24 protein-coding genes and 1 pseudogene are annotated in these 20,669 nt (G+C 29.7%); 11 read left to right on the top strand and 14 right to left on the bottom strand.

Going from position 1 to position 20,669, the window contains the following annotated elements:
* Position 1 precedes the first annotated feature (1 nt).
* Entirely contained in the window at positions 2 to 1,015 is a 1,014-nt protein-coding gene (locus tag N2251_RS02215; RefSeq protein ID WP_260585067.1) for an endonuclease/exonuclease/phosphatase family protein, read from the top strand.
* Positions 1,016 to 1,020: 5 nt separating this feature from the next.
* Here N2251_RS02215 and N2251_RS02210 read toward each other — a convergent pair whose 3' ends face one another.
* The 4 genes from N2251_RS02210 to N2251_RS02195 are packed head-to-tail and all read right to left on the bottom strand — an operon-like array spanning position 1,021 to position 3,946.
* Positions 1,021 to 2,655, bottom strand: coding sequence for an ABC transporter substrate-binding protein (locus N2251_RS02210; protein ID WP_260585066.1), 1,635 nt, complete (start codon positions 2,653 to 2,655; stop codon positions 1,021 to 1,023).
* Positions 2,612 to 3,124 carry a PaaI family thioesterase gene (locus tag N2251_RS02205; RefSeq protein WP_260585064.1) on the bottom strand — a complete coding sequence of 171 codons (513 nt, stop codon included), beginning with the start codon at positions 3,122 to 3,124 and terminating at the stop codon, positions 2,612 to 2,614. Before N2251_RS02205 ends, N2251_RS02210 begins: the two co-directional genes overlap by 44 nt.
* 10 nt (positions 3,125 to 3,134) lie before the next feature.
* On the bottom strand, positions 3,135 to 3,452 hold the full coding sequence (locus tag N2251_RS02200; RefSeq protein WP_260585063.1) for an antibiotic biosynthesis monooxygenase family protein: 318 nt from the start codon (positions 3,450 to 3,452) through the stop codon (positions 3,135 to 3,137).
* The gene (locus N2251_RS02195; protein WP_260585062.1) at positions 3,449 to 3,946 is read right to left on the bottom strand and encodes a GNAT family N-acetyltransferase; all 498 of its coding nucleotides are present in this window, start codon (positions 3,944 to 3,946) and stop codon (positions 3,449 to 3,451) included. The genes N2251_RS02200 and N2251_RS02195 overlap by 4 nt, the downstream gene beginning before the upstream one ends.
* A 127-nt stretch (positions 3,947 to 4,073) precedes the next feature.
* Here N2251_RS02195 and mtaB point away from each other — a divergent pair, with 127 nt between their 5' ends.
* The 5 genes from mtaB to N2251_RS02170 are packed head-to-tail and all read left to right on the top strand — an operon-like array spanning position 4,074 to position 7,976.
* Complete coding sequence (mtaB, locus tag N2251_RS02190) at positions 4,074 to 5,408, top strand: tRNA (N(6)-L-threonylcarbamoyladenosine(37)-C(2))-methylthiotransferase MtaB (protein ID WP_260585061.1); 1,335 nt, start codon at positions 4,074 to 4,076, stop codon at positions 5,406 to 5,408.
* Positions 5,409 to 5,445: 37 nt separating this feature from the next.
* Positions 5,446 to 6,189 carry a DUF6438 domain-containing protein gene (locus tag N2251_RS02185; RefSeq protein WP_260585060.1) on the top strand — a complete coding sequence of 248 codons (744 nt, stop codon included), beginning with the start codon at positions 5,446 to 5,448 and terminating at the stop codon, positions 6,187 to 6,189.
* Positions 6,189 to 6,869 (top strand): alpha/beta fold hydrolase, encoded by a 681-nt coding sequence (locus N2251_RS02180; protein ID WP_260585059.1) that lies wholly within the window; start codon positions 6,189 to 6,191, stop codon positions 6,867 to 6,869. Before N2251_RS02185 ends, N2251_RS02180 begins: the two co-directional genes overlap by 1 nt.
* Complete coding sequence (locus N2251_RS02175; RefSeq protein ID WP_260585058.1) at positions 6,862 to 7,764, top strand: lytic transglycosylase domain-containing protein; 903 nt, start codon at positions 6,862 to 6,864, stop codon at positions 7,762 to 7,764. Before N2251_RS02180 ends, N2251_RS02175 begins: the two co-directional genes overlap by 8 nt.
* Entirely contained in the window at positions 7,764 to 7,976 is a 213-nt protein-coding gene (locus N2251_RS02170) for a hypothetical protein (protein WP_260585057.1), read from the top strand. Before N2251_RS02175 ends, N2251_RS02170 begins: the two co-directional genes overlap by 1 nt.
* A 5-nt stretch (positions 7,977 to 7,981) precedes the next feature.
* Here N2251_RS02170 and N2251_RS02165 read toward each other — a convergent pair whose 3' ends face one another.
* The 9 genes from N2251_RS02165 to nadC form a co-directional block, all read right to left on the bottom strand.
* On the bottom strand, positions 7,982 to 8,182 hold the full coding sequence (locus tag N2251_RS02165) for a YwbE family protein (RefSeq protein ID WP_260585056.1): 201 nt from the start codon (positions 8,180 to 8,182) through the stop codon (positions 7,982 to 7,984).
* A gap of 88 nt (positions 8,183 to 8,270) precedes the next feature.
* Positions 8,271 to 8,462: a cold-shock protein gene (locus N2251_RS02160; protein WP_218771141.1), complete on the bottom strand. Its 192-nt coding sequence runs from the start codon at positions 8,460 to 8,462 to the stop codon at positions 8,271 to 8,273.
* Between the two features lie 228 nt (positions 8,463 to 8,690).
* Positions 8,691 to 8,882 (bottom strand): cold-shock protein, encoded by a 192-nt coding sequence (locus N2251_RS02155; protein WP_260585055.1) that lies wholly within the window; start codon positions 8,880 to 8,882, stop codon positions 8,691 to 8,693.
* Between the two features lie 361 nt (positions 8,883 to 9,243).
* Complete coding sequence (gene folE, locus N2251_RS02150; protein ID WP_260585054.1) at positions 9,244 to 9,912, bottom strand: GTP cyclohydrolase I FolE; 669 nt, start codon at positions 9,910 to 9,912, stop codon at positions 9,244 to 9,246.
* Positions 9,913 to 9,980: 68 nt separating this feature from the next.
* The gene (hisS, locus tag N2251_RS02145; protein ID WP_260585053.1) at positions 9,981 to 11,345 is read right to left on the bottom strand and encodes a histidine--tRNA ligase; all 1,365 of its coding nucleotides are present in this window, start codon (positions 11,343 to 11,345) and stop codon (positions 9,981 to 9,983) included.
* Positions 11,346 to 11,514: 169 nt separating this feature from the next.
* On the bottom strand, positions 11,515 to 12,444 hold the full coding sequence (locus tag N2251_RS02140) for a YihY/virulence factor BrkB family protein (protein WP_260585052.1): 930 nt from the start codon (positions 12,442 to 12,444) through the stop codon (positions 11,515 to 11,517).
* A gap of 234 nt (positions 12,445 to 12,678) precedes the next feature.
* Entirely contained in the window at positions 12,679 to 13,248 is a 570-nt protein-coding gene (locus N2251_RS02135) for a pentapeptide repeat-containing protein (RefSeq protein WP_260585051.1), read from the bottom strand.
* 91 nt (positions 13,249 to 13,339) lie between these two features.
* Positions 13,340 to 15,454 carry a M3 family metallopeptidase gene (locus N2251_RS02130; protein WP_260585050.1) on the bottom strand — a complete coding sequence of 705 codons (2,115 nt, stop codon included), beginning with the start codon at positions 15,452 to 15,454 and terminating at the stop codon, positions 13,340 to 13,342.
* Positions 15,455 to 15,469: 15 nt separating this feature from the next.
* Complete coding sequence (gene nadC / locus N2251_RS02125; protein WP_260585097.1) at positions 15,470 to 16,330, bottom strand: carboxylating nicotinate-nucleotide diphosphorylase; 861 nt, start codon at positions 16,328 to 16,330, stop codon at positions 15,470 to 15,472.
* 62 nt (positions 16,331 to 16,392) lie between these two features.
* Here nadC and rlmH point away from each other — a divergent pair, with 62 nt between their 5' ends.
* Positions 16,393 to 16,866, top strand: a complete 474-nt coding sequence (rlmH, locus tag N2251_RS02120; protein ID WP_260585049.1) for a 23S rRNA (pseudouridine(1915)-N(3))-methyltransferase RlmH — start codon at positions 16,393 to 16,395, stop codon at positions 16,864 to 16,866.
* Here rlmH and N2251_RS02115 read toward each other — a convergent pair.
* Complete coding sequence (locus tag N2251_RS02115) at positions 16,838 to 17,668, bottom strand: helix-turn-helix domain-containing protein (protein ID WP_260585048.1); 831 nt, start codon at positions 17,666 to 17,668, stop codon at positions 16,838 to 16,840. The two genes, rlmH and N2251_RS02115, sit on opposite strands and share 29 nt — an antisense overlap.
* A gap of 166 nt (positions 17,669 to 17,834) precedes the next feature.
* On the opposite strand from N2251_RS02115, the pseudogene N2251_RS02110 reads away from it, so the two are divergent.
* The 4 genes and pseudogenes from N2251_RS02110 to N2251_RS02095 form a co-directional block, all read left to right on the top strand.
* Positions 17,835 to 17,939: pseudogene (locus N2251_RS02110) on the top strand (23S rRNA (pseudouridine(1915)-N(3))-methyltransferase RlmH); the annotation flags it as partial.
* A gap of 91 nt (positions 17,940 to 18,030) precedes the next feature.
* Positions 18,031 to 18,873 carry a hypothetical protein gene (locus N2251_RS02105; protein WP_260585047.1) on the top strand — a complete coding sequence of 281 codons (843 nt, stop codon included), beginning with the start codon at positions 18,031 to 18,033 and terminating at the stop codon, positions 18,871 to 18,873.
* Between the two features lie 185 nt (positions 18,874 to 19,058).
* Positions 19,059 to 19,637 (top strand): non-canonical purine NTP diphosphatase, encoded by a 579-nt coding sequence (locus tag N2251_RS02100; protein WP_260585046.1) that lies wholly within the window; start codon positions 19,059 to 19,061, stop codon positions 19,635 to 19,637.
* A complete protein-coding gene (locus N2251_RS02095) occupies positions 19,638 to 20,669 on the top strand; it encodes a FecCD family ABC transporter permease (RefSeq protein ID WP_260585045.1) in 1,032 nt (343 codons plus the stop codon).

Raw genomic sequence — 20,669 nt, 5'->3', positions numbered from 1 at the left:
AATGAAAAAACAATCACTTGTATATAAGTTGTTATTCTTTATCAATTCAGTTTTCGCAACTGTTTTGTTACTTTCTTATGTGTTGCCTTTTATATCTCCTAAAACAATTCCTGCGCTTGCGGTTTTTAGTTTGTTTGTACCTCTTTTATTTATTTTAAATATCACTTTTTTTGTGTATTGGTTACTTAAAGCACACAAAAATGCTTTTTTATCTCTAGTTGTATTAGTGATAGGCTGGTTTATTTCACCTCCACTCATAAAGTTTTCGGGAAAAGAAATTATACTAAATAACGACTTAAAAGTAATGAGTTATAATGTTCGTTTATTTAATCATTACAAGCATTTGGATGACGTTACTACCGAACAAAAAATATATGAATTTATTAACAACGAGAATCCTGATGTTATTACAATGCAAGAATTTTATAGGTCAGAATTATTAGACATAAAACTCCCGTATAAATACATTAAAACGAAATCGAAAGCCAATAAATTCGGACTTGCCATTTACTCAAAATATCCAATTGTAAACTCTGGTTCTTTAAATTTCAAAAAAAGCGCTAACAATACTATTTTTGCTGATATTGTAAAAAACAAGGATACTATACGTGTATACAATGTGCATTTAGAATCTTTAAAAATAAATCCGGAGGAAGTAAATTTCGGGCAAAAAGACTCTGAGCGTTTATTTAAACGTCTCGCAAATGGTTTTGAAAAACAAGTAGCTCAAGCAGAACTTATTTTACAACATGAATATTCTTGGAAAGGAAAAAAAATCGTGTGTGGCGATTTTAATAACACAGCTTATTCTTGGGTATATCAAAAACTATCAAAAAACAAAAAAGATGCGTTTTTAAAGGCTGGTACTGGCTTAGGTAAATCTTTTAGATATATGTATCCAATGCGTATCGATTTTATTTTCACGGATAATAAAGCCACTATAAATCAATACAAAACATATAGTGACATTAAATTATCAGACCACTACCCTATTATGACACGCTTACACTGGTAATTAAATTAGTTCTTTTTAACACGCTTCAAATTCAGTAAATCAATAGGATTTATTCCCAATCCTTGAATGTTTTTTTGACTAAAACGAATTACTTCATCGTAATATAACGGAACAATCGGAGCTTCCTCTATAATAACACTATCCATTTGCTGATATAATTCATAACGCTTTTTAACGTCGACTTCCTTTATTGAGTTCTCATATAGCTCATCAAATTTCTCATTCTTAAAATGCGTATAATTTGGTCCATTTGGTGTAAAATTTTTACTATAAAATAGCGACACATAATTTTCTGCATCAGGATAATCAGCAATCCAACTTGCTCTAAAAACGGGTAGCTTTCCACTCGATTTTCCTTGTCGCAAAGTTGAAGGCGGAATTACATCTACCTTGGTTTGTAAACCTATATTTTGTAATTCACGTTGTATAAACTCACATAAATCTAAATAATTACCATTTGTCGTGATCGTTATTTCCGGGTTTTTATTTCCTGTTTCTTTTATGTATTTCGCAACCAACGCAGCCGCTTTTTCTGGCTGATAAGAATATCCTTTTTGATTATTAAATGACGGTAATCCTTTTGGTATAAATCCACTTGTAGCAGGTGTTCCTATTCCATTTCTTAAAAACTTAATCATTTTCACACGATCAAATCCGTAATTTATAGCTTGCCTTATTAATTTTGATTTCGTTGGTTCTTCATTTTCACCATCTAAATAAATACCTAAATACTCAGTATTCAAATATGCACCGGTTTCCATCTTAATTTTACCAACATATTTCTCTTTTAAAGTTCCGTTTGTATTTAAAATATCATCTTTATAAGAAGCATCTAAACTTTTCATAAAATCGAGGTTTCCTTGTATAAATTGCAAAAATTCACTCTGCTTGTCAGGTAAAAAAGTAATTGCGACAGCTTCTAAATAAGGCAATGAATTCCCTGTTATATCCTTTTCATAAAACAACGGGTTTTTACGCAACACCAACTTCGTGTTTTCTACCCATAATTTAAATTTAAAAGGACCCGTACCTATTGGATTTGCTCTAAAAGAATTCCCAAAATAAGTCACTGCTTCTTTCGGTATCACAGAACAATATTTCATTGCCAACAACCCTAAAAAAGGCGGAAAAGGCTGTTTTAAATTGATTGTAAAAAGCGAATCATTTTCAGCTTTAAAATCTGCTACGTTTTGCAAAACCCAACCTCCTGGAGAGGCTACGTTTTTATGTAATAATCTATTAAATGAATATTCAAAGTCATGAGCTGTTACGTTTCTTGTTGAATCTTTTCCGAATAGCGAATGTTTATGAAATTTCACATCGTTTCTTAAAGTAAACTTATATGTTTTTCCGTCTTCAGAAATCGCCCAGTTTTTAGCAATGTCGGGTTGTACATGCAAACTATCATCTAACTGAACCAAACCATTAAACAATTGATTTACCGCCCAAATATTACGTTGGTCTTTTGCAAAAGCAGGATCTAAAGAAGTAATATTAGAGTGTTCGTTATAACGAAAAACCTGAGTTTCAGAAAAAGAACTGGCTTCTTTAGTACAAGAATAAAAACTTATAAAAAGGACTATTAAAATAAGAAATTTACTTGTTTTTTCTTTTGTTTTTATAATATGATTTATCTGCAATGTATATGATTTTAGAAACTTCAGCATATGTAATTGAAGCATCTTTATTTGTAATTTTAATTTCTTTTTGTAAATCTATTTCTTGCTCATTTTTTAGTCGTTCTTTTATTTGCTGAATTTCATCTTCAGTAAAAATAAAATTAACATACGAATTTGATTTTGCAGGTCTTTTAAATTTAATATTGGCACTTTTATCCCAAACTACATAATCGTTTCCTAAAACATTCATTAACTGAATCATAAAAACAGGATCGGTGGCTGAAAATAAACTTCCTCCGAAAATAGAACCTACATAGTTTTTGTTCTTATAACTAATAGGTATTTTAACTTTTACATTAAACAAATCATCAGATACTTCAATAATTTTCCCTGTCGATCTACGATACATTGGCGAAATATTAAATCCGTATTTAAAAATAGTACTTTGTTTTAAAAAAGTACTTAAAACCTTAGATATTGTTGCGTACATTTAATTGTTATTATTTTTCAAATCCATATTCTCGCTCTACCTTACAAATTCGGAGCTGGTATTTTGTATACCATTTTTCTCTTCCTTTTTCTCTAGCTTCTATATGCAACAAGTTGTTTTTCCATTTTGTAATAGCATCCAAACTTCGCCAATATGAAACGGTAATTCCAACTTCCGACCGAGCTGATTCAGCTCCTAAATAACCTTCTTGTTGTTTTGCTAATTCTACCATTCTTTTATTCATGTCTTCATATCCTTCTTGGTTTTCAGACAATACTGTTGTAAATACAACCGCGTAATACGGTGGTGTTAATGAATTTTCAATCATAATATTAATTCGTATTTAGTTTCTGGCAAGCCGATATCATCACTAATAAATTTCTTTACTTCTGTAAAATTAAATCGCTTTAATATTTTAGCTGAAGCGATATTTTCATCAACTACATAGCCTACAATTTTTTTCATCCCTACAAATTTACAATAAGAAATTAGTCCTTTGCAAATTTCAGTTGCATATCCTTTACCCCAATATTCTTCAATAAACCGATACCCTATTTCATCATCTATATTGTCTTTTACCAAAGCAACGGTTCCTATAAACTTCTTATCAGTTTTTCGTTCGATAGCATAAATCCAAAAATCATTTTTAGGCTTATCATACTTATCTATCAATTCTTTAAGTTCTACTTCACACGCAACAATCGTTTTAATTTCACCTGTTGCATATTGTAAAACTACAGGATTACTTTCTAGCTTAAAAAAAAGTTTTAAGTCAGTTAAAAGAAGTTTTCTAATGCGTAATCTTTCGGTTTCAAAAATCATGAATAAATTGTAATTTTGCCATTAATAAATACTGTCTAAAACAGATTTATAAAAATACACCATACGAACTTCTAAAAAATTAAAGACTTACACAAGACTTTTGTTTTTTATTAAGGATATTAAAAGAATGAACGTAGATAAAAAAGTAGCTTTTTACACTTTAGGATGTAAATTAAATTTTTCTGAAACTTCAACTATTGCTAGAAATTTTGTTTCTGAAGGTTTTGAACGCGTTGAGTTTGATGAAAAAGCAGCTATATATGTAATTAATACATGTTCGGTTACTGACAATGCTGATAAACGTTTTAAATCGATTGTAAAATCAGCTTTAAAACAAAATGAAGATGCTTTTATAATTGGTGTAGGTTGCTATGCGCAATTAAAACCAGAAGAATTAGCCAATGTTAATGGTGTAGATTTAGTTTTAGGTGCTACCGAAAAATTTAATGTTACTAGTTACATCAACGATTTAACTAAAAACGATATTGGCGAAGTACATTCTTGCGAAATTGAAGAAGCCGATTCTTATGTTGGTGCCTATTCTATTGGCGATCGTACCCGTGCTTTCTTAAAAGTACAAGATGGTTGTGATTATAAATGTACGTATTGTACAATTCCGTTGGCAAGAGGAATTTCTAGATCTGATACTTTAGAGAACGTTTTAAAAAATGCCAAAGAAATATCAGAAAGAGGAATTAAAGAGATCGTTTTAACTGGTGTAAATATTGGTGATTACGGTAAAGGTGAGTTTGGTAACAAAAAACATGAACATACTTTCTTAGAATTGGTTAAAGAATTAGATAAAGTTGATGGAATCCACCGTTTGCGAATATCGTCTATCGAACCTAATTTATTAAAAGATGAAACGATCGATTTTGTTTCTAAATCTAACACTTTTGTTCCGCATTTCCACATTCCGTTGCAATCTGGTTCTGATGAATTGTTAAAAAAAATGAAGCGTCGTTATTTAACGCAAACCTATACAAATAGAGTTACTAGAATAAAAGAAGTAATGCCAAATGCTTGTATTGGTGTAGACGTTATTGTTGGTTTTCCTGGTGAAACAGACGAATTATTTTTAGAAACCTACAACTATTTAAACGAAATGGACATTTCGTATTTACATGTATTTACCTATTCTGAAAGACCTAATACAGAAGCTGTTGATATGGATGGTGTAGTTGCCAAAAATGTACGTGCAAAACGTAGTAAAATGTTACGTGGTTTATCTGTTAAAAAACGTAGGGCTTTTTATGAAACTCAAATAGGAAATACGTTAACGGTACTTTTTGAAAGTGAAAATAAAGAAGGTTATATTCACGGATTTACTCAGAATTATGTAAAAGTAAAAACACCTTGGAACCCGGAGTTGGTAAACACACTGCATACTGTTTCCTTAACCGAAATTGACGAGGACGGTTTAGTTCGTTTTAACTTTGTAAAAAACGAAGTTATTGCTTAAATTGTGAATAGTTTTTCAACTACCTTAAAATAAAATTATGAAATACCTACTAGTATTGTTTTTCGCTTTAATCTTAGCCTGTAACGCTCCTAAAAAGGAACAAAAAAAGGAGGTTAAACCTATCGAAAAAGAAATAGTAGTTGAAAAAGCAATCGAAAAACCTAAAATAGCTGAAAACGAATTAATTGTAGTTTTTAAAAACCCTAAGAAAATAGAAGATGCTAAATCATTGCTTAAAAATAGCGGTTTAACGTTTCGTAAAATGGTATATAACAAGAGCTCTTCAAAGATTGGAATAATTGCCGTTCCCGAAGGGAAAAGAACTTTTTGGTTAGATAAATTACAAAAAACAAATGCTTTTAGACTGGTTGATATCAATACAAAAGAAACATTGAGTGAATTAATTAGCAAAGAAGAAAACACACTAATAAGCATTCGAAAAACACCTTGTTTTGGAGATTGCGTTGTTTATAATGTTACTATTGATAAAAATGGTAATGTTACCTACAACGGAATTAAATACGTACTTGAAAAAGGAACTCATGAGTTTACACTTACCAGTAATCAGTTAGAACAACTTACTAAAATGCTTGCTAAAAAAGATTTTAACGAATTTAAAGACACATACGATGACCCGCGTATAACTGATTTAGCAAGTACGTATATTGTAAGTAACGGAAAACAAGTTAAAATTCGTTTATGGAATGAAATTCCGGATGAATTAATTGATATACATGAATATATTGAAGGTCTTTTACTTGATAAAAAATTCTTTGAATAATGGCAAAAACGCCTATTTATTTTATGCCTGGTTTAGCCGCTAGTTCTAAAATATTTGAGTACCTTTCATTGCCTGAAGAATACTTCGAACTTTATTTTTTAGAATGGTTAATCCCAACATCAATAAATGAAAGTATACAAGAGTATGCACAGAGAATGTGTAATGCAATTCAACATGAAAACCCCATATTAATTGGTGTTTCTTTCGGAGGCATACTTGTACAAGAAATGAGTAAAATTATCACTTGTAAAAAGGTAATTATTATATCTAGTGTAAAAAGCAATGAAGAGCTTCCTAAACGATTAAAATTAGCTCAAATAACTAAGATTTATAAAATTTTCCCTTCAAAAATTATTGCAAATATCGAAAAATATGAACATTATTTTTTTAATGATTATTTAAAGAAAAGAGCAGAATTATACAAAATGTATCTTTCTGTTAGAGATCCTAAATATTTGCAATGGGCAATATATAATGTACTACATTGGCAACAAGATAAACCATTGGCCAATATTATGCATATACATGGAAAAAAAGATGAAGTTTTTCCTTTTAAACACATTAAAAACAGCATTGAAATAGAAAATGGTACACACATAATGGTTTTAAATAAAGCCAAAACTATTTCTAATATTTTAGAGAAAGAATGTTCAAAAATTAAAAAGAAAGAAAATGAATAAATATATCCGATTTTTATCGCTACTAACTATTGTTTTTGTAGCTGTACTATTTACAAATACAATTAGTCAAACGAACGAACCCGAAATAAAAAATGTTGCTGAAAGTTATGAAATTAGAGCCGTAAAAACGCCTAGTCATATGGAATTAGCAGGCGAGCGAGTTCCTTTAGAAAAAGCTGATATAAAAGAACGTATGGATCGTGAATTATTGGTAAATACTTACTGGCAATCTAACGGATTATTACTGATAAAACGCGCCAATAAATTTTTCCCTATTATAGAACCATTATTAGCAGAATATGGCTTACCTGATGATTTTAAATACTTATGCGTTGCAGAAAGTGCTTTAATTAACATCCCTTCTACTAAAGGTGCTGCTGGATATTGGCACTTTATGCCTGCTACGGGTCGTGAATATGGATTAGAAGTTAATAAAAACGTAGATGAACGTTATAATTTAGAAAAGTCGACACGAGTTGCTGCCGAATATTTAAAAAGAGCTAAAAAAAAACTAGGTTCTTGGACTTTAGCTGCTGCTGCATATAATGCGGGGAATGGTAGAATCTCTCAACGTTTAAGACAACAACAAGTTGATGACTATTATGATTTACTCTTAAACACTGAAACAGGTAGATATATTTTTAGGATTTTAGCTTTAAAAGAAGTTTTATCAAACCCTAAAAAATACGGTTTTTCTTACGATCAAGAAGATTTATATACCTATCCAGACACCTACGAAGTTAAAGTAGATACCACCATAACAAATATTGCAGATTTTGCAAAGAACTGCGGAATTACTTATAAGGATTTAAAATTAGTGAATCCTTGGTTACGAGAAACTAAACTTAATAATAAAAGCAGAAAAACATACACCATAAAAATACCTGTTCATTAATGAAAAAAGTATTGCCTTACCTATATATAATCGTTGGATTATTTATTCTAACAGCAACTTTCTCTCAGTTTTTTCAAGATAAAGAAAGTTACAGAGTACTTTTAAGCTTTAGAACCGAAAGCAAATACCTATTTTTATTAGTTAGAGTATTGTTTGCAGGTTGGTTTTTAGTTGATGGAATAAAAAAATTAAAAGAAAACAAAGAAGATTAGTTCATCTAATCTTCTTTTATATTTTTTACTCTTCCTACAATTCCAGAATCTAATTGCACCTTAATTCCATGAGGATGATTAGCTGAATTTGTTAATATTCTACTTACAATACCCGAAGTTAATTCACCTGATCTTTGATGATTTTTTTGAATAACCTCAACCTCACAACCAACACGAATATGGTTTCTATTTCTACCGTCTTTCATTTAAAATATTTTATATAAAAAAATAAGAAAGCCTATCAAATTATTGATAGGCTTGTCTTTAAAAAGTTTACTCTGGTAATAATATATATTATAATACTCTTACGTTTACAGCGTTTAATCCTTTTTTTCCATCTTGTAAGTCAAACTCAACCTCATCGTTTTCACGAATTTCATCGATTAATCCTGAAACATGTACAAAATGTTCTTTGTTGTTTCCTTCTTCTGTGATAAATCCAAATCCTTTTGATTCGTTGAAGAATTTTACGGTACCTTTATTCATAATAAAAAATTATTTGTTGCTTGCTTAAGTGCTAACAACGTTTATTGAATTGCAAATGTAATGCCAAAAATTATAAAATCAACATAAATAATTGATTTTATTAAAATTAGCTGTAAATTTATTCACATGTATACTCTTTCGCTAAGGTTATTTAACAAGTAAAAACAAAAAAGCCTATCAATAGTTGATAGGCTTTTTTTAAAAAGTTTACTCTGGTAATAATATATATTATAATACTCTTACGTCAACAGCGTTTAATCCTTTTTTTCCTTCTTGTAATTCGAATTCAACTTCGTCATTCTCACGAATTTCGTCGATTAATCCTGAAACATGTACAAAATGTTCTTTGTTGCTTCCTTCTTCTGTGATAAATCCAAATCCTTTTGATTCGTTGAAGAATTTTACGGTACCTTTATTCATAATAAAAAATTATTTGTTGCTTGCTTAAGTGCTAACAACGTTTATTGAATTGCAAATGTAATGCCAAAATATTAGAAACAACATAAATTTACATTTTATTTTAATAAACATTTCTTAATTACTCTTTTTTGTCCTTATGTTTTACGCAAACACAGAAAGAACACCTTACTTACTGACTTACAAGTTACTAAAATGTAAAATCCTCTATATAATCTGCTCACATTGTTTTATCCTAAGTAATAACCTTTACTAAAATATACCTCCTAAATGAGTTAGAAATACCACTAAAAAATAAAACTAACGCAAAAAAAAGTCGATTTACCTTTAGCAAATCGACTTTGTTATATTTAAATATTTGATATTAATCAAATTTTGTATCCATTTTTACGTAATCTAAAAACTCTCGTTTTCTATCTTTCTCTTTAAACTTACCTCCAAATTCAGCGGTAACAGTACTGCTTTCAATATCTTTTATACCTCTTGAATTTACACATAAATGTTTTGCATCAATAATACAAGCTACATCTTGTGTTCCTAATGCTTCTTGCATTGCTTGCACTATTTGCATTGTTAAACGCTCTTGTACTTGCGGTCGTTTAGAAAAATATTCTACAATACGGTTCATTTTAGAAAGGCCAATCACTTTTCCATCAGAAATATAAGCAACATGTGCGCGACCAATTATTGGTAATAAATGATGCTCACAAGTAGAATATACTACGATATTTTTTTCCACTAACATTTCACCATAATTGTAATTATTGTCAAACGTAGATGCCTTTGGCATATTTGCAGGGTTTAATCCCATAAAGATTTCATTTACAAAAGACTTTGCAACACGCTTTGGTGTTCCTTGCATACTATCGTCTGTTAAATCCATTCCTAAAGTGATTAAAATATCTTTAACACTTTCTTCAATTCTTTTAATTTTTTCTTGGTCCGAGATATCAAAAGCATCTGAGCGTATTGGCGATTCTGCTGATGTGCTTATGTGGTTTTCTCCTATCTCGTCTATTCTCTCGTCATTCATTTTGTTGCTCTTAACTTCAAACATTTCTTTCAATTATTAGGGCGCAAATTTACAAATTAGTTGTTAACTTACTGTACTTTACTTATCAATTCATCTAAAGAACAAGTAGTTTGCTCTCCGTTTATCATATCTTTTAAAACAAACATATTGTTTTCAATAGTCGTTACCACAAATTGTATGCCTCTATTGCTAACGTATTTCCATTGCTTCTTTTCCTGTTTATTACTTGTTGCGGTATCAGGATATAATTCTGATTTCACATTGTTTTCTCTTAAACTTTTTATGGCTTTTATTTTTGATAAATTCTCAGCTTCATCAAAATTTAAAAACAATACTCTTGGTTTAGGTAGTTCAACTTCTCCAAATAAACCAAGCTCTTCCATCACTAAGTAAATTCTGTCTAATCCGAAAGAAATACCTACGCCACTTACATCTTTTAATCCGAAGATTCCCGTTAAATCGTCATAACGACCTCCACCACCGATAGAACCCATTTTTACACCTTCGGGAGCACTTACTTCGTAAATAGCACCTGTATAATAATTTAATCCACGAGCCAAAGTTACATCTAACTCTAACGATGCTGATGTTAAGCCAATTTCTTCAATCATACTTACCACAGTTCGTAAATCTGCCACTCCTTGTAAACCTTCTTCGGATGTTTGCAACATGTTTTGTAAAGAAGCTAATTTAGCTTGATTACTTCCTGTAAAATTAAATAGTGGAGCTACTTTTTCAATAGCATCTTCCGAAATTCCTTTTTCAAGCATTTCTTTTACAACACCTTCTTTACCAATTTTATCTAATTTATCTAAAGCTACTGTAAAATCGATTAATTTATCCGAAGCTCCGATTACCTCAGCGATTCCTGATAAAATTTTTCTGTTATTTATTTTGATAGTCGTACCCTTTAGGCCTAACTTACTAAAAACAGTATCATATAACTGTACAAACTCTACTTCTTGCAATAAGGATTTACTTCCTACTACATCGGCATCACATTGATAAAATTCTCTAAAACGTCCTTTCTGCGGGCGATCAGCCCTCCAAACAGGTTGAATTTGATATCTTTTAAAAGGAAACGTAATATCGTTTTGGTGTTGCACCACATAACGTGCAAATGGCACTGTTAAGTCGTAACGCAATGCTTTTTCTGAAATTTTTGATATTATTTTCTGACTATTTTTTTCAGTCAATAAAGTATCATCAACTTTCTTTAAATAATCCCCAGAATTTAAAATCTTAAAAATTAAACGATCTCCTTCTTCCCCATACTTTCCCATTAAAGTTGATGAGTTTTCGAAACTTGGTGTTTCAATAGGTTGAAATCCGAAATTTTCAAACGAATATTTTATTATATTAAAAATATAATTTCTTTTTGCTACTTCGTTTGATGAAAAATCTCTAGTTCCTTTTGGGATTGATGGTTTCATGTAAATAATTATGAATTATGAATTGTAAATTATGAGGTTTTTCTCAAAACTTAAAATACTTATTTTTTAAATGTTTGTATGCTGTATTCTACTTCTTGAAAGTAAGTCTTTCACAAGAGTGAAATACTTAATCCAATTTAATTGGCAAATATCTGAATTTATAGGCGAATTATAAAGTTTTATTTACACGTTTTAAACTATAAATAGATGCATTTAACTCAAACCCTAAAAGCAATATAATTGCGTTTAACCACACAAATAACATGAGTATTAATAACGTTCCTATTGCACCATACAATTGGTTATAAGTTGCAAAATTTGTTACATAAACACCGAATATATAAAATGTAAATAATGATAATACTGTGGTTAAAATAGCTCCTGGTGAAAAAAACTTCACTTCCTTACCCTGTTTAGTACCAAAGCGAAATAGCAACGAAACAATCGTGAAAATCATTATTAAAAACAACAAGCCTTTTCCCCAATAAAACAAATCTAAATCACTGGTATCTAGCCAACCTATATTATCTATTCTTGACAATGCTATTTGATAAAAAATGATTGCAACTACTGTTATTATTAAGAAAAGAGACATTAATAACGAAACTCCTAACGAAACAATGTATGCTGTAAAAACGTTTCTCATCTCTGTTACATGGTACGAATATTCGAAACCTCCAAAAATAGCATTTACACCATTTGTCATTAAAAATATTGAAGCTAAAAATCCGAAAGATAATAATCCGCTATATTGATTATTTATAATATCTTTTAACACCACATCTACGGCATCAAAAGTTTTAGGAGGCAACATTTCTTGAATTAACCAGAAGAGATTATCCTGAAATCCTTCGATAGGAATATAAGGAATCAGTGATAAAATAAACAGTAAAAAAGGGAATATTGCCATAAAAAAACTAAATGCAATTCCACCTGCACGCGTTGTTAAAGCCCCTTTTACAATACCTATAATATACATTTCAATTACATCGTATAATGACATACCTTGTAAACCTGGAATTTTTATTTTTTTTCCAAGTTTTACCAAAATGTTTACTACTGGTATTTTTTCTAGGTTACTTTCTGTTTGTTTGGTCATTTATTGATATTTCCTTTTCACTATCATTTTTTTTTAAAATAGATACCCTATCTGAAAGTATCTTTTTTTAGAATGAGTTTCCTGCCTTCGCAGGAATGATACATTTTAATTAATCTATATGTTAACCTGAAATAAATTCAGGTTGACGTTAAAAATTAAATACATAATCTTCTTTTTCAACTTGTTTCAAAATAACATCAAACAAAGTTATCATAAAATAAACTATGTTAAGAGTTACTCAACTACAATATTATATTTCTGTAACAAGCCTATAATATTTTCTTTACTAAACTTTCCTCCTTTTAATTTATTTTCTTCAGGATCAATATTAAAATTAAAAGCAGTTTTAAAATCTGATTTTTCTAAAATAGTTCTATCAAATATCGTTTTTTTAAAATCGCAATTTTCAAAATCCGAATTTGTTAAATTAGTTTCTGTAAAATCTACTTCTTGCAAATTACAATCTATAAATTTTGTATTCGGAATTTTAAGTTGATAAAATGACGAGAAATTTAATTGACATTCTTTAAAACTAAACTGTAATAAAAACGAATCACACTCATTAAATTTTACACCTATCATTTTACAATTAATAAACGAAGCTTCTTTAAAAGCAGTGTTTGCAACTATTGCATTACTAAAATTACAATCGATAAACTCACACTCCACAAACTGGATATTTGATGCATGTACGTTCTCGAAATTACAATCCGTGAACGTACAATTATCATATTCTCCTTTTTTGATTTTTGCTTGTGCAAAATCTATTTTATTAAATGTTTCACTATCGAAGTAATCGTTCATTTTAAAATAATCTTATGATGTTTATGAATACTAAAAACATCTCGATACAAATTTATTCGTTCCTCAAAATTTACTCGATATGACAATCGAACTATTGTAAACCTCTTGCTTTTAACATTGGTGCTGCTTTCGGATCTCTTCCTGCAAATACTTGATACATTTTTGCATAATCCATCGTGTTTCCTTTTGACAGCACTTCGTTTCTAAATTTATCTCCGTTTGCACGTGTTAACAATCCGTTGTTTTTAAACCAATCGTAAGCATCGTGACTTAACATTTCTGTCCATAAATAAGAATAATATCCGGCTGCATAACCTCCACTAAAAATATGTGCAAAATAAGTTGAACGATATCTTGGTGGTACTTCCGCTACTTTTAATTTCATTTTTTCTAATGCTGCTGCTTCAAATTTGGCAACATCTTCAATTTTAGTATCCACCGAAATTGTATGCCATTGCATATCTAAACTTGATGAGCTTAAGTTTTCAATCATTGAATATCCTTGATTAAAAGTTCCGGCATCTTTTATCTTTTTTAATAATTCGGCAGGAATAACCTCTCCTGTTTTATAATGTACCGCATAATTATTTAAAACAGCTGGATGTGTTGACCAGTTTTCGTTAAATTGCGACGGAAACTCAACAAAATCTCTCGCAGTACTTGTTCCCGAAATTGATGCGTATGTTTGATTACCAAATAAACCATGCAAGGCATGACCAAATTCATGAAACATCGTTTCTACTTCATCAAAACTAATTAAAGCTGGTTCACCTGCTGCTGGTTTTGGCGAATTACACACATTATAAACTACTGGTTTTTGGTTACGTAATTTAGATTGTTTTACAAAAGCGCTCATCCACGCACCTCCACGTTTACTATCTCTTGCAAAAAAATCACCGTAAAATAATCCTAATTTACTTCCGTCTTCTTCAAATAACTCATACACTACAACATCTGGATGATAAACCGGAATATCAGTACGTTTTTTAAAAGTGATTCCGTATAATTTTGTAGCTGCAAAAAACACCCCTTTTTCTAACACATTTGTTAATTCGAAATAAGGTTTTACTTCCTCTTCATTTAAATTGTATTTAGATTTACGCACTTTTTCAGCATAATGATTCCAATCGTAGGCAGTTAATTTAAAATCTTTACCTTCTTTATTTATTTCAGCTTGAATTTCTTTTGTTTCTGATGCAACTTTAGTTAAAGCACCCGGAATTAATCCTTCAAACATTTCAAAAACTTTAGCGGGTGTTAACGCCATGGTTCCTTGTAAGCTCCAACTTGCGTAATTATCAAAACCTAAAATTTGCGCTTTTTGAGCTCTCAAAGCCACCATCTTTTTAACCAACTCACTTGTGTCGTATTCACCAGCATCAGATCTATGGATAGACTTTTCAAATAATTCTTTACGAACTTCTCTATTTTCTAACGTTTGTAATGATGGTTGTTGTGTTGTATTTATCAACTGAATTTCGAATTGCCCATCTTTTTCAATCGATTTTATTTTTTCTTCAGAAAATCCTTTTAGCTTTTCTTTATCAGCAATTACAACTCCGCCTTTTTTACTTGCATCTAATAGCTTTTTACCAAAATCATTAGCTAAACTTGCTATTTCTGAATTGATCTCTTTTAATTTTTCTTTTTTATCTTCTGATAAATCAGCTCCTGCTTTTGAGAAGTTTTTGAAATATTCTTTTACTAAGTGTTTCGATTCTACATCAAGTTCTAATTCTTCTAAATTATCATAAACGACCTTTACTTTAGCAAACAACTGCGTGTTTAATAAAATATCATCGTTATGTTTAGAAAACTTAGGTGCTAATTCTTTCTCATTTTCTTTTAAAACATCATTGGTATTTGCTCCAGCTAAAGCATAAAAAACAGCCGTTACATTGTCTAAGGTTTTACTACTTTCCTCTAAAGCTAAAATGGTATTATTAAAAGTTGGAGCATCCGTATTTGCAACAATTTTATGTATTGCTTCGTTTTGCAATTCCATCCCTTTTAAAATAGCTGGCATAAAATGTGCATCTTGTATTTTAGTAAAATCTGGCGCACCATAATCTAAGGTACTTTTAATTAATAACGGATTTTCTACAGCCATATCTTTTTTACTTTCTTGCTTTGTTTCTTTTGTTTTGTCAGTATTACAAGACATTGCAAATACTAAAGACGCTACAATAATTATTTGTTTTTTCATTTTACTGATATTAAATTAATCAACTGCTTTTAAACTTAAATCTAAATTATAAACCGAATGCGTTAAAGCTCCTGATGAAATAAAATCTACCCCACAATCAGCATATTTACGAATTGTTTCTTCGTTAATTCCGCCTGAAGATTCTGTTAAACAAGTATCACCAATTAAGGCAACTGCTTTGCGCGTATCTTCGTAATTAAAGTTATCTATTAAAATACGATACACACCTTCGTTTGATAAAATCTCTTTAATTTCTTCCAAACTACGTGCTTCAACTATAATTTTGATATCTAAATTTTTAGCTGCTAAATATTTTTTAGTTTTGGTAATTGCTTGTGTAATTCCGCCTGCAAAATCGATATGATTGTCTTTTATCATTACCATATCATATAAGGCAAATCTGTGATTTTCTCCGCCACCAATTTTAACTGCCCATTTTTCAAGAGCTCTAATCCCTGGCGTTGTTTTACGAGTATCTAAAACCTTTGTTTTTGTGCCTTCTAATAAATTGGCAAAGAATTTTGTTTTCGTAGCAATGGCACTCATACGTTGCATGGCATTTAACACCAAACGTTCTGCCATTAAAATAGCTTGTGATTTTCCTGAAACATAAAAAACAATATCTCCAAACTTAACTTCATCACCATCATTAATTAAAGTTTCTACCTGTAAATCAGCATCAACATACTTAAAAACCATTTTAGCAAACTCAACTCCGGCTATAATTCCATCATCTTTTACCAGTAATTTTGCTTTTCCGGTAGCATCCGAAGGAATACAAGAAAGTGAGGTATGATCGCCATCACCTATATCTTCGCGAATGGCATTTGAAATAATTAAATCTAGTTCTGTATTAAATTGTTCTTTTGATATCATATTTTTAATAATTTCTGATGTAAAAATACTAATTCGTAGCTCATAATTCATAATTTTACGGCATGAAAATTAAACTACTTGCTATTGGTAAAACTGATGATAAAAATTTGATTCAGTTAATTGATAATTATCAGAATAGGCTAAAACATTATATAAAATTTGAGCTTGATATTATTGCAGATATTAAAGACGTAAAGAACTTAAGCGAATCTCAGCAAAAAGAAAAAGAAGGCGAATTAATTTTATCGAAGCTTCAAAATACCGATCAGTTGGTTTTATTAGACGATAAAGGAAAACATTTTACATCGATTGAATTTTCTCAATATCTTCAAAAAAAGATGAACTCGGGCATTAAACAACTCGTATTAGTTATTGGTGGTCCTTACGGATTTTCGGATGCGGTTTACAAAAAATCAAGCGGAAAAATATCTTTATCAAAAATGACATTCTCTCATCAAATGATTCGTTTATTTATTGTTGAACAAATTTACAGAGGCTTTACAATTCTTAAGAATGAACCTTATCATCATGAGTAGTTAAAAGCTGTTTTTCAACCTTATTATATGTATTGAATATAAATACTATTTCAAGAGTTAATATTGGAATCATAAAAAACAAAGAAATTGGAGACAATATTACTGTAATCAACATACATCCGTTTACAATTTTTACAACACCTGTTATTTGAGCTAATGACCCTAAATTTTCTTTTAACTTTAAAATACCTAGTCCCATAATTAATTCTCCCGCTCCAAAAGCCAACATTAACAAAATGCTTAAAACGATATCTAAACTATTTAAAAATCCTGGCGAGGTTGTAAAAAAAGTGATTATAAGCATAATAATACTTGTAACTATATAAACTTTAACCGCGCTAATTAAAAAACTATTATTAAATTTTTCTGCTATTATTTTATACCCTTTCAGAAAGTAAATTAATATTATAAAAAAAGGGATCATGTAAAGTGTTCTTAAAAAAAATACTTTTTCATATTGTATGTGATTAGCTACAAGATACGTTTCAATAATTAGCCCAATTAAAGTAATTACTAAGTAAAGAATTGCAAAAACTCTACTATTTCTTAATATCTTTAATTCATTATTAGTCCATTCATTCTGATTGTTTTTTGAAGAATTATTTTTATCTATTATTTTAAAATCCTCCCCTAAAGCTTCTAAAATGGTTTTAAGAGTATAGCTTCTAGGATTTACTTCTCCTGCTTCAATTCGCTGAATTGTTCTTACATTAATATTACATTGTTCTACTAATTCTTCTTGTGTTAATCCTTTTTCTTTTCTTAATTGAAAAATACGCTTTCCTAATTCTGGTTGTTTCATAATATGAATGTTCTTATTTATCATACAATGTTAACTTCTATTTTAATTCTTATTAATTATTCTTATTGAATTTAACCCGACATTTACATGACATATCAGACACAACGGTGCTTTTAGTTCAATTTGTTTGCAATTTACATTTTAATTTTCTCTCTTAATATTATAGTTATCAACTATGACATTCTCTCATCAAATGATCCGTTTATTAATTATTGAACAAATTTATCGTGGATTTACAATTCTTAAGAATGAACCTTATCACCATGAATAGTTTTATTTTAAACTTTATTTTAATTACAAAAAAAATCGTAATTTTGTCGCCCTTAAAAAACACTTTTGAAAACCCCAATAAACAAATCATAATGAAAACATTAAAACATTTATTCACAGCTCTTTTTTTTATTTTTTTTGTTGGCTTACAACAAACAAACGCTCAAAACGGTTTTAAAGATTTAAGAAATCAAATAAAAGTAAAAAAAGATCAGGTTAGTGCTAATGAAGAAATTCTAATGAGTGGTATAAAAGCCTTAAAACGTGTTACTGCAAATTTAGAAGATTTTAAAAAAAGCGGAAAAGCAACTAAAACTAACGTTAGTAGAAAACAGAAAGTTGTTGCTAGCATGCAAGACAGACTTACAAGGTTAAATTCTCAAATTGATAGTCAAAAAGAAGATTTAACATCTCTTGAAAGAAAATTAGCAAGAAAAACTAAGAAAAACACGCCTAAAAAAACTGTTGCTAAAAAAGTAGAGAATACTGTAGACACTCCTATAAAAGACAACGTTAGTGAACTAGCTTTACGTAAGCAAAAATTAGAAAATGCACGTAAAAAATTAGAAGAAAACCGTAAAGCAAAAGAAATTGCTTATTTAAAAGAACAAGAAGCTTTACGTTTAGAGGTTGCAAAATTAGAACAATTAGACAATGAAATTAAAGCTGAAGAAAAATCTATCGTTAAAGAAAAAGGTACTTTAATTAGCGATTATGAAGATGACATTAGCATTAATGAAGAAATTTTAATTAGTGGTAAAGAAGGCTTGGCTAGAATGAAATCGAAGTTAGAAAAAGCGAAACAAGACCCTACTACTTCTAAAGAAAGTATTGCTCGTAAAGAAGCTATTATCGTTAAAATTCAAGAGCGATTAAATAAAATACAAGAAGAAATTAATTCTAAAAAATTAGAATTAAGCAAATTAAAAGCATAAACGACTTTTAAAAAACCAATTTAAAAAAGCGAAATTTAGAGTGTTCTAAATTTCGCTTTTTCATTTTTACTATATTAGTTTTTTCTACTAAAAATAATAATTTTAAGTAGTTTATTATTTGCTTAAAAACAGCAGCTACAAAGATGATAAAAAACAATACATTTGTTACTCTAAAAAATTGATTAATGAAACTTGTTTTTGCTACAAATAACCTAAACAAACTTGCTGAAGTTCAAAAAATGTTACCAAACAATATTGAATTATTAAGTTTAAAAGATATTGAATGTTTTGATGACATTGAAGAAACTGCAACTACCTTAGAAGGAAATGCAAAAATAAAAGCAAATTACATTACCCAAAAATTTAGTTTTAATTGTTTTGCTGATGATACTGGCTTAGAAATTGAAAACTTAAACGGAGCTCCCGGAGTATATTCTGCACGTTATGCTGGTGAACCTAGCAACTCAGAAAATAATATGCAAAAAGTATTGACTGAATTAAACGGAAAAACTGATCGAAAAGCACAATTTAGAACTTCTATTTGTTTGAATTTAAATGGAAAACAATTTCTATTTGATGGCATTTGTAAAGGTGCTATTTTAACTCAAAAGCAAGGAGAAAAAGGTTTTGGCTACGATCCTATTTTTAAGCCTGAAAGATTTAATAAATCATTTGCAGAAATGACTTCTGAAGAAAAAAATATTGTTAGCCACCGTGGATTAGCAATTCAAAAATTAGTTGAATTTTTAAAATCAATCGATTAATTGAACTCGTCAAGAAAACACACAAAACACTTTGTTTTTTTATTAGTTTTACTAATACTATGCTTTTTTATAAACATCAGTTTAGGTTCGGTATCTATTCCTTTTAAAGATATTTTTAATTCGCTTACTGGTGGTATCGCTTCTAAAGACAGCTGGCAAACCATTATTTTAAATTTCCGCTTACCAAAAGCTATTACAGCAATCATGGTAGGTTCTGGTTTGGCTATTTGCGGATTATTAATGCAAACCCTATTTAGAAACCCCTTAGCAGGCCCATTTGTATTAGGTATCTCTTCGGGTGCTAGCCTAGGAATAGCTTTACTCATTTTAGGTTCTGGCTTATTTGGCGGTGTTTTTGTATCGATTGCATTTTCTAATTGGGCATTAGCAATTGCAGCAAGTTTAGGTTCTTTTTTTGTTTTATTAGCTGTAATTATTGCAGCGAATAGAATTAGAAATACCATGTCTATTTTAATTATCGGATTAATGTTTGGGTCGTTAACTTCAGCTGTAATAAGTGTTTTATCTTATTTTAGTGAAGCCGATCAAATTCAGCAATATATGTTTTGGAGTTTTGGTAGCTTAGGAAACTTATCATGGACAGAACTTTCTGTTTTCGGAATTATTTATAGCATTGGTATTTTAGGCACATTTACCATCATAAAACCTTTAAATAGTTTTTTATTAGGTGAAAATTATGCAAAAAGCTTAGGTATCAACATCAAAAAAAGCAGAAACATTATCTTATTGATCACAAGTTTATTAACTGGCGTTATCACTGCTTTTTCGGGACCTATTGCTTTTATAGGTTTAGCAATACCTCATATAGCTAAAATGATTTTTGTTACCTCAAATCATAAAATACTATTACCTGCATCTGCATTTATTGGTGCAATTGCTTTATTAATTTGCGACTCCATTGCGCAATTACCTACAAGTGAATTTACTTTACCAATTAACGCAATCACTTCTTTATTTGGTGCACCTGTAGTTATTTGGTTATTAGTACGAAAAAAGAAAATATACGTATAA

The sequence above is a fragment of the Tenacibaculum haliotis genome (assembly GCF_025215075.1).
GTDB lineage: Bacteria > Bacteroidota > Bacteroidia > Flavobacteriales > Flavobacteriaceae > Polaribacter > Polaribacter haliotis_B.
The sequence above is the reverse complement of the archived record's forward strand: the minus strand, read 5'-3'. Positions and strand labels throughout refer to the sequence as shown.

Coding starts and splice junctions, on each gene's coding strand:
- N2251_RS02180 (WP_260585059.1), top strand. CDS start 6,189: ATGGCAAAAACGCCTATTTATTTTATGCCTGGTTTAGCCGCTAGTTCT.
- N2251_RS02165 (WP_260585056.1), bottom strand. CDS start 8,182: ATGAAAGACGGTAGAAATAGAAACCATATTCGTGTTGGTTGTGAGGTT.
- nadC (WP_260585097.1), bottom strand. CDS start 16,330: ATGATATCAAAAGAACAATTTAATACAGAACTAGATTTAATTATTTCA.
- N2251_RS02115 (WP_260585048.1), bottom strand. CDS start 17,668: ATGAAACAACCAGAATTAGGAAAGCGTATTTTTCAATTAAGAAAAGAA.
- rlmH (WP_260585049.1), top strand. CDS start 16,393: ATGAAAATTAAACTACTTGCTATTGGTAAAACTGATGATAAAAATTTG.
- N2251_RS02205 (WP_260585064.1), bottom strand. CDS start 3,124: ATGTACGCAACAATATCTAAGGTTTTAAGTACTTTTTTAAAACAAAGT.
- N2251_RS02140 (WP_260585052.1), bottom strand. CDS start 12,444: ATGACCAAACAAACAGAAAGTAACCTAGAAAAAATACCAGTAGTAAAC.
- N2251_RS02200 (WP_260585063.1), bottom strand. CDS start 3,452: ATGATTGAAAATTCATTAACACCACCGTATTACGCGGTTGTATTTACA.
- N2251_RS02175 (WP_260585058.1), top strand. CDS start 6,862: ATGAATAAATATATCCGATTTTTATCGCTACTAACTATTGTTTTTGTA.
- mtaB (WP_260585061.1), top strand. CDS start 4,074: ATGAACGTAGATAAAAAAGTAGCTTTTTACACTTTAGGATGTAAATTA.
- folE (WP_260585054.1), bottom strand. CDS start 9,912: ATGAATGACGAGAGAATAGACGAGATAGGAGAAAACCACATAAGCACA.
- N2251_RS02100 (WP_260585046.1), top strand. CDS start 19,059: ATGAAACTTGTTTTTGCTACAAATAACCTAAACAAACTTGCTGAAGTT.
- N2251_RS02215 (WP_260585067.1), top strand. CDS start 2: ATGAAAAAACAATCACTTGTATATAAGTTGTTATTCTTTATCAATTCA.
- N2251_RS02185 (WP_260585060.1), top strand. CDS start 5,446: ATGAAATACCTACTAGTATTGTTTTTCGCTTTAATCTTAGCCTGTAAC.
- hisS (WP_260585053.1), bottom strand. CDS start 11,345: ATGAAACCATCAATCCCAAAAGGAACTAGAGATTTTTCATCAAACGAA.
- N2251_RS02170 (WP_260585057.1), top strand. CDS start 7,764: ATGAAAAAAGTATTGCCTTACCTATATATAATCGTTGGATTATTTATT.
- N2251_RS02155 (WP_260585055.1), bottom strand. CDS start 8,882: ATGAATAAAGGTACCGTAAAATTCTTCAACGAATCAAAAGGATTTGGA.
- N2251_RS02135 (WP_260585051.1), bottom strand. CDS start 13,248: ATGAACGATTACTTCGATAGTGAAACATTTAATAAAATAGATTTTGCA.
- N2251_RS02195 (WP_260585062.1), bottom strand. CDS start 3,946: ATGATTTTTGAAACCGAAAGATTACGCATTAGAAAACTTCTTTTAACT.
- N2251_RS02160 (WP_218771141.1), bottom strand. CDS start 8,462: ATGAATAAAGGTACCGTAAAATTCTTCAACGAATCAAAAGGATTTGGA.
- N2251_RS02105 (WP_260585047.1), top strand. CDS start 18,031: ATGAAAACATTAAAACATTTATTCACAGCTCTTTTTTTTATTTTTTTT.
- N2251_RS02130 (WP_260585050.1), bottom strand. CDS start 15,454: ATGAAAAAACAAATAATTATTGTAGCGTCTTTAGTATTTGCAATGTCT.